This is a genomic window from Micromonospora sp. NPDC003241, assembly GCF_053589795.1.
Genome location: NZ_JBSFSO010000063.1, coordinates 23,830 through 33,954, shown reverse-complemented (window position 1 = coordinate 33,954; position 10,125 = coordinate 23,830). Strand labels below are relative to the sequence as shown.

Sequence of the window (10,125 nt, the reverse complement as noted above, 5' to 3'; positions counted from 1 at the left end):
GGCCCGACTCCAACGCCGCCGGTCGTCGTCTGGACCCGGCGCGGCCCGGTGAACGTGTCTGGACACCGCACTAGCCACCCGCGCCGCTGCCGGGTGGGTCAGCCGGTCGGCTGCTCCGGCGCACCGTGCCGCGCCGCCTCGGGCCCGGCACGGCCGCCCGCTGCCCGGGTACCTCGTCCGGGGCGTCCGCCGACCCGTCGGACCCGGCTGCGGCCGCGACCGCCGGAGGCTCGGCCTGAGCGGTCGCCTCCCGCAGCGCGGTACGCGCCACCACCTGCTGCAACGTCACGGTCCGCTCGGAGCGACCGCGCCCGATGAAGCTGACGAACCAGTGCAGTACGGCGGTGACCCGGTTCTTGAAGCCGACCAGGTACAACAGGTGCACGGCGAGCCAGAGCAACCACCCGGTCAGTCCGGCCAACCGCAGCCGGCCGACGGTGGCCACCGCCGAGAAGCGCGAGATGGTCGCCATGCTGCCCTTGTCGCGGTAGCGGAACGGCGCTCCCGCCGGCTCGCCCCGCAGCCGCCGTACGATCTGTCGGGCCGCGTACCGCCCGCCCTGGATGGCCACCTGCGCCACGCCCGGCAGGCGGTCCAGAGCCATCAGGTCGCCGACCACGAACACCTCGGGATGTCCGGGCAGGGTCAGGTCCGGCTCGACCTTGACCCGACCGGCCCGATCGGTCTCGGCACCGGCCCGGGCGGCCAGGTGCGCGCCCAGCGGCGAGCCCGACACCCCGGCCGCCCAGATCTTCGTCTTGCACTCGATGCGCCGCCGCCGGCCGTCCCGGTCGGCCGCCTCGATGCCGTCGTCGTCCACGCCCACCACCATGGCGCCCAGCTCGACGTCGACACCGAGGCGGTGCAACTGCCGCAACGCCTTGCCGGAGAGCCGGTCCCCGAACGTGCCGAGGACCGAGTCACCGGCGTCCAGCAGGACGATCGTGGCCTTGCGCGGGTCGATGCGGCGGAACTCGCCCGGCAGGGTCCGGTGCGCCAGCTCGGCGATCTGCCCGGCCATCTCCACGCCGGTCGGTCCGGCGCCGACCACCACGAACGTCATCCACCGCGCGATCGCCGCCGGGTCGGTCTCCAACTCGGCCAGCTCGAACGCCCCGAAGATCCGTCCGCGGAGTTCGAGCGCGTCGTCGATGCTCTTCATGCCGGGCGCGTGTTCGGCGAACTCGTCGTGGCCGAAGTACGACTGTGCCGCCCCGGCGGCGACGATGAGGCTGTCGTACTCGACGCGGAACGTGGTCAGCGGCGCGTTCGCGGTGACCGTCCGGGTCTCCAGATCGATGTCGGTCACCTCGCCGAGCAGGACCTCGGCGTTGCGTTGGCGGCGCAGGATCTCGCGGGTGGCGGGCGCCACCTCGCCGGGGGAGAGGATGCCGGTGGCGACCTGATAGAGCAGCGGCTGGAACAGGTGATGGGTGGTCCGCGCGACCATGGTCACGTCCACCGGCGCGCGGCGGAGCGCCTTGGCCGCGAACAGCCCGCCGAAGCCGGATCCGACGATCACCACCCGGTGTCGCCGGTCACCGGTGCCCGTGCTCTCGGTGGTCCTGTCTCGGTTCATCTGCGGCCTCCGTCCCGGTGTGAGCCACGCCCTCGGGCGTCTGCACGTCATCCTCGATCGCGCTCCCGGCCGGACGGAACCGACGGCTCGATCAATCTGTTCTGATTTCCGGTACGTCGGCGGCGAAACCCGCACCACTGCGGCTCCGGGTACGGCCGGACCTGGACACCGTGTCCGGCACCGCGCGCCGTACGTTGCCTCTGTGACAGTGCTCACCGGCGTCGCCCGTCGCCCACGCGAGGGTCGACGCGAACAGACCGTGACACGAACGTGCGGAGCGTCAGCAAACTTGATTGATTCCAAAAGAGTGGAGTAGGTTGGCCGGCATGACGTCCGACTTCGAGGCCCAGCTCCGCGCGGTCTCGTTGCGCGTGACCCGGCCCCGACTGGCGGTGCTCGCGGCGCTGCGGGACCACCCGCACGTCGACACCGACGCGGTGACCCGGCTGGTCCGGGCCGACCATCCCAGCGTGTCCCACCAGGCCATCTACGACGTGCTACGCGCGCTGACCGACGCCGGTCTGGTGCGGCGCATCCAGCCCGCCGGAGCCGTCGCCCGGTACGAGTCCCGGGTGGGGGACAACCACCACCATGTCGTCTGCCGCTCCTGCGGCGCGATCGCCGACGTGGACTGCGCCGTCGGCGACGCACCCTGTCTCACCGCCTCCGACGACCACGGTTTCGTGGTCGACGAGGCGGAGGTCGTCTACTGGGGCACCTGCCCCGACTGCGACCGCACGCACCACCAGTGACACGCACCACCAGTGATCCGCCAGGTCGGAAGGAAGCACATTGAGTAACCCACAGCACGACGGTCCGACGAGCGCCCAGGGCGTGGACAAGAAGGCCGAGTCCGGCTGCCCGGTCGCGCACGACTCGGTGACCGCGCACGGCAGCGAGAGCGAGAACCCGGCGATCGACTCGCCCACCCCGAAGACCGGCGGTCGCCCGAGTACCAACCGGGACTGGTGGCCCAACCAGCTCGACCTCTCGGTGCTGCACGCCCACTCGTCCAAGGGCAACCCGCTCGGCGCCGACTTCAGCTACGCCGCGGAGTTCGCCAAGCTCGACGTCGAGGCGCTCAAGCGGGACATCACCGAGGTCCTCACCACCTCGCAGGACTGGTGGCCGGCCGACTTCGGCCACTACGGCGGTCTGATGATCCGGATGAGCTGGCACGCCGCCGGCACGTACCGCATCGAGGACGGTCGCGGCGGCGCCGGCGACGGCGGGCAGCGCTTCGCCCCGCTCAACAGCTGGCCGGACAACGCCAACCTGGACAAGGCCCGTCGCCTGCTGTGGCCGGTCAAGCAGAAGTACGGCCAGCAGATCTCCTGGTCCGACCTGCTCGTGCTCGCCGGCAACGTGGCCCTGGAGTCGATGGGATTCAAGACCTTCGGCTTCGGCTTCGGCCGCCCCGACGTGTGGGAGCCCGAGGAGATCTTCTGGGGCCCCGAGGACACCTGGCTCGGTGACGAGCGCTACGTCTCCGAGCAGGAGATGGCCAAGGGCGTCGGCGCGACCGAGATGGGCCTGATCTACGTCAACCCCGAGGGCCCCCGCGGCAACGCCGATCCCCTCGCGGCGGCGCACTTCATCCGGGAGACCTTCGCCCGGATGGCGATGAACGACGAGGAGACCGTCGCGCTCATCGCCGGTGGCCACACCTTCGGCAAGACCCACGGCGCCGGCATCGCCGACGACCACGTGGGCCCCGAGCCCGAGGGCGCCCCGCTGGAGAACCAGGGCCTGGGCTGGCTGAGCACCCACGGCAGCGGCAAGGGTGCCGACACGATCACCAGCGGCCTCGAGGTCACCTGGACCGACCGGCCGACCGAGTGGAGCAACCGCTTCTTCGAGATCCTCTTCGGCTACGAGTGGGAGCTGACCACCAGCCCGGGTGGCGCCAAGCAGTGGGTCGCCAAGGACGCCGAGGCGATCATCCCGGACGCCCACGACCCGTCGAAGAAGCACAAGCCGACCATGCTCACGACGGACCTGTCGCTGCGCGTGGACCCGGCCTACGAGCGGATCTCCCGCCGGTTCCTGGAGAACCCCGACGAGTTCGCGCTCGCCTTCGCCAAGGCGTGGTACAAGCTGCTGCACCGCGACATGGGCCCGGTCAGCCGCTTCCTCGGCCCGTGGGTCCCCGAGGCCCAGCTCTGGCAGGACCCGGTGCCGGCCGTCGACCACGAGCTGGTCGGTGACGCCGACGTCGCCGCACTCAAGAGCAAGGTCCTGGAGTCCGGGCTGAGCACCGCCCAGCTCGTCTCCACCGCGTGGGCGTCGGCCGCCAGCTTCCGCTACACCGACAAGCGGGGCGGCGCCAACGGTGCCCGGATCCGCCTCGAGCCGCAGCGTAGCTGGGAGGTCAACCAGCCGGAGCAGCTCGCCGCGGTGCTGAAGACCCTGGAGGACGTCCAGCGGGAGTTCAACGCCGCCGGTGGCGCGAAGATCTCCCTGGCGGACCTGATCGTGCTGGCCGGCTCCGCCGCTGTGGAGAAGGCGGCGCGTGACGCCGGGGTCGAGATCACCGTGCCGTTCCACCCGGGTCGCACCGACGCCAGCCAGGAGCAGACCGACGTCGAGTCGTTCCGGGTCATGGAGCCGCGTGCCGACGGGTTCCGCAACTACCTGCGCCCGGGTGAGAAGACCCAGCCGGAGGTCCTGCTCATCGACCGGGCCTACATGCTCAACCTGACCGCGCCCGAGATGACCGCCCTGGTCGGCGGCCTGCGGTCGCTCGGGGTCAACGTCGGCGAGAGCCGCCACGGTGTCCTCACCGACCGGCCCGGTGTGCTCACCAACGACTTCTTCGCCAACCTGCTCTCCCCGGGCACCCGGTGGAAGGCGTCGGAGTCCGAGGAGCACGTGTACGAGATCCGCGACCTGGCGACCGACCAGGTGAAGTGGACCGCCACCGCGGTCGACCTCGTGTTCGGCTCCAACTCGCAGCTCCGGGCGCTGGCCGAGGTCTACGCCAGCGACGACGCCCGCGGCAAGTTCGTGGCCGACTTCGTCGCCGCCTGGACCAAGGTGATGGAACTCGACCGGTTCGACCTGGCCTGATCCACGTCGCACCGCAGGGGCCCCGGCCGATCGTCGACGATCGACCGGGGCCCCTCCCGGTCCGGGAGACCACGCGGCGACTTCCCTGCCGGGAGGCCGCGCGGCAACTTCCCTGCCGGGAGACCACGCGGCAACTTCCGTTTCCGGAGACTGCGCGGTCGCCCTATCCGACGCGGCGGGCGACCAGGAGACCCGCCCCTGCGGCGACGGCGACGAACACGACGACCACGGTCAGCGCCTCACCCAGCGTCGCGCCCCCGCCCTCCGGCGAGGCCCCGCCACCCGAGGCGGCAGGCGGCGCTACGGTCGCCTCCGGCGGGTTCTCCAGCACGGCGTTGGTCGCGATCAACCTCGGTGCCGGGTAGTCGCTGTCGGCGGTGCGGTCGATCCAGTCGAGCGAGTTGCCGTCGGCACACCGTTGCAGCACCGGGAAGTGCAGCGTGTCGCCCGCCTGGGCGGCGATCCGGGCGGTCACGCCCACCTCGGCGGTCTCCAGCCCGGGCCCGCTGAACGTGACACGGTCTCCGGAGAGCGCGGCGGACCAGCCCTCCGGTTCCACGGTGCCGGTCGCGGTCACCCCCTCGGGCAGCGCCACGACGAGTTCCGTGGTGGGGGAGTCGTCGCAACTGTGGTCGTAGGCGAACGTCAGGGTCGTGCTGCCGTCACCGTTCGGCTGCGCCCCCGCGACCTCGACGTGCGCCGAGGCGGGCGCCGCCCCCAACGCCAGGTACGCGACCACGCCGCCCGCCACGGCGGCCGCCCGGATCCACCGTCGCGCCGTCATCCGACGTCCACCGTGACGCGGGCGACCGGACTCTCGTACTTCGAGGTCCGCACGCTGACCTGGACCACCCACGAGCCGGCGAGCGGCAGGTCGACGACCGCCTCGTACCGGCCGGGCCCGGTCTCCGACAGCGTCCGCTCCAGCGGGCCGACGTCCATCGCGGGCAACTGGACCGTCAACCTCGGGTCGTCGACCGGGTCGACGGGTTGCCCCGCCGCGTCGAGGAGATTCAGTTCCATCGAGTTCACTCCCACCACCCCGGGGGTCAGCCGGACCACGGCCCGCCCCGACCCCAGCGGCGCCTCCACCAGGATCGGACGCTCCCCGGCGTCGGCCGCCGGACGCGTACCGGCCTCGGTGACCGGGCTCTGCGTGACCAGGAACCCGGTGGCGGCGACCACACCGACCAGTAGCGCCGCCTCCCACCGGACCGACCGGCGCAGCAGCCGCCACGCCGCCGGAGACCCCTCGTCACGATCGGTGGCCACGACGCGGGGCATCAGACGGAAACGGTTGTGTGCGGCCACCGCCAGCACCACGACGGTCAGCCCGACCTTCGTCAGCAGGGCCAGACCGTAGGCCGTGCCCCACAGCGCCGCCCAGGACCCCAGGATGCGCCAGCCGAGCAGCACCCCGGCGACACCGAGCAGACCGACGAGGACGGCGGCGGTGCGCGAGAACGCGGACACCGTACGCGCCGCCGCGCCGGGCGGCAGGTCGGCTGACCGGGTCAGCGTCCACGCCAGGGCCACCAGTCCGCCCAGCCACACACCGGCGGTGACCACGTGCAGCACGTCGGCCGGGACGACCAGCCAGGCCGGACCGTAGGTTCGGGTGTGCCCGACCAGGGCGACCGCCCCCCAGGCGAGGACCACACCGGCGAACGCCACCGCGGTCAGCGCCGCCCGTCGACCGGTCGTGCCGCCGGACGGCGGAGACCCGGCCGTCGCGGTGGCCCACCAGGCGGCACCCAGACCCAGCACCACCAGCAGGCTGCTCAGGGACTCCTCCGCACCGAGGCCGGCGGTCCACAGCGCGGGGTCGACCAGTCCGTCCAGGTCCCGGCCGTCCTGCCAGGCGGGGACGGCCGGCACCAGGACCAGCCGCGCCACCACGGTCAGCCCCACCGACCAGGCGGTCAGCCGCAGCAGCCGCCGCCGCAACAGCGGCGCGTCGGCGCGCAGCAGCACCAGCAGGAAGACCAGGACGCCCGCACCGACCAGCAGACCGAGGTACGCGAGCGCCTCGGTGACCTGACGCAGCACGTCCAGCCCGCGTCCCGGACTGCTCTCCGGCACGGCCACGGCGGAGCTGCTCGGTGCTCCCACCGCGAAGCTGAATCCGCCCGAGACGGGATGGCTGTCGGCGGAGATCACCCGGAACGTCACGATGTAGGTGCCACCGGGCAGCTCCGGTGGCACGGTCAGCACCACCGTGGTGTCCACCGACCGACTGTCGGCGGACACCTCCTCGCCGGCCGCGTCGAGCAGCCGGACGCCGCCCGGGCGTACCGCCACCGGTTCGTTGAAGGTCAACGTGATCTGGGCCGGCGTGGTCGCCAGCACGGCACCGTCGGCCGGGTCGGTGCCGAGCAGGACGGCGTGGGCGGAGGCCGGCGCTGCCGGCACGACGGCCGCCAGCAGACCGAGCAGGCCGGCGAGCACGATGGACCATGTCCACCGCGCCCGCCCGCCTGCCGCCGTCCGCCGTGCCGTGAGGCCGCTACGGGACGTCACCTGCGTTCCCGCCCGTCAGGCCGTCCTGCGGGTACGCACCAGCGCCAGCCCGCCGGCCAGCAGACCCAGCGCGCCGAGCACCAGGCCGATCCACCCCACCGCACCGCTGCCGCCACCGGACTCCGTGCTGGTCTGCGCCACCGGCTGCACGGCGTCGTCGTCGGCGTCGCCGTCGGCCGTGGCGGTCAGCACGAACTTCGGCGCCGGGTACTCCAGTTCGTCGGCGTTCTGACCGTCGGCGGGCATCTGGACCCAGGGCGTCTCACCCTGCTCGCAGGTCTGCACCGAGGGGAACGCCAGGGTCTCACCGGCGGCGTCGGGCAGCTTCACCGACAGCTCGAAGGTGTCCCGCAGGTCGTCCGGCAACGGCGTCCTGGCGGTGTAGACCACCTCGGCTACCCGCTGGGTGACCTCGTTGCCGTGGCTGTCCTTGACCGGCGGGTTCAGGTCCGCCATCACCTTCTCCACCGTCCAGTTCGGGTTCACCGTCGGCGTGACGGTGACGATCTGCTCGGGGATCTGGATGGACACCTTGGTGGTGGCGGAACCGTCGCAGCCGTGCGGGACACCCATCGTCAGCACGGCGTACGAGCCGGCGGTCGTCACCGACGGGCTGATCGTGACGTGCGCGGTGGCCGGTGAGCCGGTGAGCGCCACCGTCGCGGCGGTGAAGAGCCCGAGAGCGCCGAGCTGCGCGACCCGACGACGTGTGAGGAACATGTGTGGACGACCTTCCGGGAGGGGTGCGGCGACCGGTGCGTACGCACCTCGGTTACCTGGTCGGGCACACCCCGCCCGGAGTTCCCTGCGTCGTCGAGGATTTCTGCCGTGGTCAGGACTCGGCGCGGGTGCCGAGGGCGAACCGGATGGTGGTGGTCAGCCGGAGGCTTCCGCCGTCCGGGGACAGCACGTCTGCCACGTCGGCGAGGGCGGCGGGCAGCCGCTCGGGCGGGATGCTCTCCAGGATCGCGCGGGATCCGTGGGACCAGACCCAGGCGACGAAGTGGTCGCTGTCGCGGAACCGGCTCTCGAACGGTACGTCCTCGACGGTGACCTGGTGGTAGCCGGCGCGGCGCAGCAGGTCCCTGGTCGACTCGCGGGTGGCGAAGTCGTCCTTCCGGCCGGTGGCGGGTGGTTGGCGGCGCTCCGGCGGCACGTGTCGGGCGAGCGTGCCGAGCGCCTCGCTGAAGCGCGGGTCGTAGGCGGCGAAGGTGGTGACGCCGACCCGCCCCCCGGGGCGCAGGAGCCGGTGGTAGGCGCGCAGTGCGGGCAGCGGCGCCGGCAGCATGAACACGACGAGTCCGGCGAGCACCGCGTCGAAGGTGGCCTCGGGTAGGGCCGGGTCCTCGGCGTCGCCGACCTCCACCCGGACGTGCGGGAGGTGGGCGGTGTCGGCGCGGGTCAGGTCGACCATCGTCGGAGCCAGGTCGATGCCGACGACATCGCCGGTGGGCCCTACCGCCTGTGCTGCGGGCAGCAGGACGGCGCCTCGTCCGCACCCGACGTCGAGGACCTGTTGTCCGGGGCGCAACCCGGCCCGGCGTACCAGTTCCCGCCCCATCGGGCCGAAGAACTCCACACCGACGCGGTCGTAGGTGGCGGCGCTGCGGTCGAACACCGCCGCCGTGTGGTGGCTGGCGCGGCTCGCGCTGATTCGGTTACTCACGGGCTTCCCCCTGGGTCTCTGGTGGTGCCGTCGAACCATCGATCGTCGTACCTCTATACCCACCTCGCCTCGACCTTAACGATCACGGTATTCGTTCCGGGCCGAAACTCGGCTTCTATCAACTATCTTGAGGTATGGGCGTTGTAGAGTTAAGAAAACCAAGCTATAACTAGTTCTAGGTAAGTCGGCGACGACAGGGGGCACAGGTGGACTGGCAGGAACTGACGGATCTGACCCGCGGGCAACCGTTCGTGGTCGAACGGGTGCGCCTCACCGGCAGCGGCATCGCGGTCGAAGGACAGTTCGAGCCGCCGCAACTGGCCCAACTCGGCGTCGACGACCAGGTGTTCGTGGCCGCGTTCGTGCGGTCGCACGGGTCGATCAAGGAGATGGAACGGATCTTCGGGGTGAGCTACCCGACGATCAAGTCCCGACTCAACCGGATCGCCGCGCAGCTCGACTTCGTGGACACCGATCCGGCGCCCACCGGTGCCGACGTCGTCGACCGGCTGCGACGAGGAGAGATCGACGTCGCGCAGGCACTGGCGGAGCTGGAGCGGTCGCGATGATTCCGCAGCTGGTGACGATCCGCCACCGCCGCACCGACGGCCGCTGGCGGCGACGGTTCGTGCCGGTCCTGCCGGTCCTGCTGCTGATCAGCCCACTGTTGCTGCTCGCGTTGCCGGTCGCACTGGTCGCCTGCCTCGTCGTCCGGGTGAACCCGGTGGCCGCGCTGCGGGATGTGGGTCGGGTGCTGGGGGCCCTGCCCGGCACCCGGATCGAGGTCGCGCAGGGCGGCAAGACCCTGCTGGTAAGCGTCAGATGAGTCGAGGAAGAGGACCGACATGAACGAACAGCGCCGCCAGATCCTGCAGATGCTGGCCGACGGAAAGATCACCGCCGACGAGGCGGAACAGCTCATCGGCGCGCTGGAGCGCGAGCAGCCGGAGTCGCCGTCGGCCGTCCTGACCCGACCGAAGGCCCGACCGAAGTACCTGCGCGTGATGGTGACCACGCAGGACGAGGACGGTCCGGGCCGGGTCAACATCCGGGTCCCGCTGCAACTGCTGCGCGCCGGGGTACGCCTCACCAGCCTGGTCCCACCGCAGGCACTCAGCAAGGTCAACGTCGAACTGGCCAAGTCGGGCGTACCGATCGACCTGACCCAGCTCAAGCCGCAGCACATCGAGGACCTCGTCGAGCAGCTCGACGACATGACCATCGACGTGGACCAGTCCGAGGCCAAGGTGCAGGTCTTCTGCGAGTAACCCTCGTCCCGGACACCCCTCCG

The 10,125-nt window shown here is 71.6% G+C and carries 10 protein-coding genes; 5 read left to right on the top strand and 5 right to left on the bottom strand.

What is annotated here, in order from left to right:
- Window positions 1-70: 70 nt before the first annotated feature.
- Entirely contained in the window at window positions 71-1,579 is a 1,509-nt protein-coding gene (locus ACWDVW_RS30305; protein ID WP_449955751.1) for an NAD(P)/FAD-dependent oxidoreductase, read from the bottom strand.
- Between the two features lie 326 nt (window positions 1,580-1,905).
- Between ACWDVW_RS30305 and ACWDVW_RS30300 the strand changes: the two genes are divergently transcribed.
- On the top strand, window positions 1,906-2,331 hold the full coding sequence (locus ACWDVW_RS30300) for a Fur family transcriptional regulator (RefSeq protein ID WP_396748056.1): 426 nt from the start codon (window positions 1,906-1,908) through the stop codon (window positions 2,329-2,331).
- Window positions 2,332-2,371: 40 nt separating this feature from the next.
- On the top strand, window positions 2,372-4,648 hold the full coding sequence (gene katG, locus ACWDVW_RS30295; protein ID WP_449955747.1) for a catalase/peroxidase HPI: 2,277 nt from the start codon (window positions 2,372-2,374) through the stop codon (window positions 4,646-4,648).
- Between the two features lie 163 nt (window positions 4,649-4,811).
- Here katG and ACWDVW_RS30290 read toward each other — a convergent pair whose 3' ends face one another.
- From ACWDVW_RS30290 to ACWDVW_RS30275, 4 genes are all read right to left on the bottom strand, one after another.
- A complete protein-coding gene (locus ACWDVW_RS30290; protein ID WP_449955745.1) occupies window positions 4,812-5,432 on the bottom strand; it encodes a DUF1775 domain-containing protein in 621 nt (206 codons plus the stop codon).
- Entirely contained in the window at window positions 5,429-7,168 is a 1,740-nt protein-coding gene (locus ACWDVW_RS30285; protein WP_449955742.1) for a FixH family protein, read from the bottom strand. Before ACWDVW_RS30285 ends, ACWDVW_RS30290 begins: the two co-directional genes overlap by 4 nt.
- 15 nt (window positions 7,169-7,183) lie before the next feature.
- Window positions 7,184-7,888, bottom strand: coding sequence for a YcnI family copper-binding membrane protein (locus ACWDVW_RS30280; protein WP_449955740.1), 705 nt, complete (start codon window positions 7,886-7,888; stop codon window positions 7,184-7,186).
- Window positions 7,889-8,000: 112 nt separating this feature from the next.
- The gene (locus tag ACWDVW_RS30275; RefSeq protein WP_449955759.1) at window positions 8,001-8,822 is read right to left on the bottom strand and encodes a class I SAM-dependent methyltransferase; all 822 of its coding nucleotides are present in this window, start codon (window positions 8,820-8,822) and stop codon (window positions 8,001-8,003) included.
- 218 nt (window positions 8,823-9,040) lie between these two features.
- Between ACWDVW_RS30275 and ACWDVW_RS30270 the strand changes: the two genes are divergently transcribed.
- From ACWDVW_RS30270 to ACWDVW_RS30260, 3 genes are read left to right on the top strand one after another with little or no spacing between them, the layout of a single operon-like run.
- Window positions 9,041-9,403, top strand: a complete 363-nt coding sequence (locus tag ACWDVW_RS30270; RefSeq protein ID WP_449955737.1) for a DUF2089 domain-containing protein — start codon at window positions 9,041-9,043, stop codon at window positions 9,401-9,403.
- On the top strand, window positions 9,400-9,660 hold the full coding sequence (locus tag ACWDVW_RS30265; protein WP_396748068.1) for a hypothetical protein: 261 nt from the start codon (window positions 9,400-9,402) through the stop codon (window positions 9,658-9,660). Before ACWDVW_RS30270 ends, ACWDVW_RS30265 begins: the two co-directional genes overlap by 4 nt.
- Before the next feature lie 19 nt (window positions 9,661-9,679).
- Window positions 9,680-10,102, top strand: coding sequence for an SHOCT-like domain-containing protein (locus ACWDVW_RS30260; RefSeq protein WP_176093692.1), 423 nt, complete (start codon window positions 9,680-9,682; stop codon window positions 10,100-10,102).
- Window positions 10,103-10,125 lie beyond the last annotated feature (23 nt).

What these genes read in the sequence shown, in the direction of transcription:
- ACWDVW_RS30305 (WP_449955751.1), bottom strand. Translation starts at nt 1,579, where the DNA reads ATGAACCGAGACAGGACCACCGAGAGCACGGGCACCGGTGACCGGCGA.
- ACWDVW_RS30290 (WP_449955745.1), bottom strand. Translation starts at nt 5,432, where the DNA reads ATGACGGCGCGACGGTGGATCCGGGCGGCCGCCGTGGCGGGCGGCGTG.
- ACWDVW_RS30265 (WP_396748068.1), top strand. Translation starts at nt 9,400, where the DNA reads ATGATTCCGCAGCTGGTGACGATCCGCCACCGCCGCACCGACGGCCGC.
- ACWDVW_RS30280 (WP_449955740.1), bottom strand. Translation starts at nt 7,888, where the DNA reads ATGTTCCTCACACGTCGTCGGGTCGCGCAGCTCGGCGCTCTCGGGCTC.
- ACWDVW_RS30300 (WP_396748056.1), top strand. Translation starts at nt 1,906, where the DNA reads ATGACGTCCGACTTCGAGGCCCAGCTCCGCGCGGTCTCGTTGCGCGTG.
- ACWDVW_RS30260 (WP_176093692.1), top strand. Translation starts at nt 9,680, where the DNA reads ATGAACGAACAGCGCCGCCAGATCCTGCAGATGCTGGCCGACGGAAAG.